This window comes from Streptomyces nanshensis, from assembly GCF_001751255.1.
Taxonomy (GTDB): Bacteria; Actinomycetota; Actinomycetes; order Streptomycetales; family Streptomycetaceae; genus Streptomyces; species Streptomyces nanshensis_A.
The window spans coordinates 1-228 of the sequence record NZ_LJGW01000167.1 but is presented as its reverse complement, the minus strand read 5'-3'; the positions used below and the strand labels follow the sequence as shown (position 1 = coordinate 228).

Below are 228 nucleotides of genomic sequence, written 5' to 3'. Positions count from 1 at the left end.
GCGGCCCGTATCTCGATGCCCTACCTCTCCGAGGTCGAACGCGGACGCAAAGAAGCCTCGTCGGAGGTCCTCGCCGCGGCGGCCGAGGCGCTGGGGCTGGGACTGACCGACGTACTGGCCCTGGTCCAGGGCGAGTTGGCCCGCGTCCGCCGTGCGCGTGCGGGTGCCGGTGCCGGTGCGCGCACCGGCGTGCGCGGGGTGCGGGAGCGCGGGGCCTCGCCCGTACCG

General features: G+C 76.3%; 1 protein-coding gene. It reads left to right on the top strand.

What is annotated here, in order from left to right; genetic code table 11:
• The coding region (locus tag AN218_RS38055; RefSeq protein WP_338059607.1) for a helix-turn-helix domain-containing protein at positions 1-228 on the top strand (228 nt) is incomplete at both ends.